This is a genomic window from Bradyrhizobium sp. Kon69 (assembly GCF_055807515.1).
The window spans coordinates 1-263 of sequence record NZ_JBVVOS010000391.1; the positions used below are offsets into that span (position 1 = coordinate 1).

The 263-nt window shown below is 70.7% G+C and carries 1 protein-coding gene; it reads right to left on the reverse strand.

Annotated elements, in window-relative coordinates; all coding sequences use genetic code 11:
* A partial coding sequence (locus tag AC0L3U_RS39560; RefSeq protein WP_473295856.1) for an Ig-like domain-containing protein occupies nucleotides 1–263 on the reverse strand: 263 nt, incomplete at both ends.

Genomic DNA, 263 nt, shown 5'->3' on the forward strand with positions numbered 1-263 from the left:
GGCACACCCGGCGCGTGCGTATCGATCGTGACGGCCAGGGCCGTCGACGCAACGCTGGTGCCGCCCGAGGTCGTCGCCGTCGCCATCAGCGAGTGACCGCCGTCGGAGAGCGCGGCCGTGGTCAGCGTCCAGGCGCCGCTCGAGTTCGCCGTCACGGTCCCCAGCACCGTCGAACCGTCAAGCACCTTCACGGTGCTGCCGGCGACGGCCGAGCCCGTCAGCGTCAGCGTGTTGTCGTTGGTGATGTGGTCGCCGACAACACC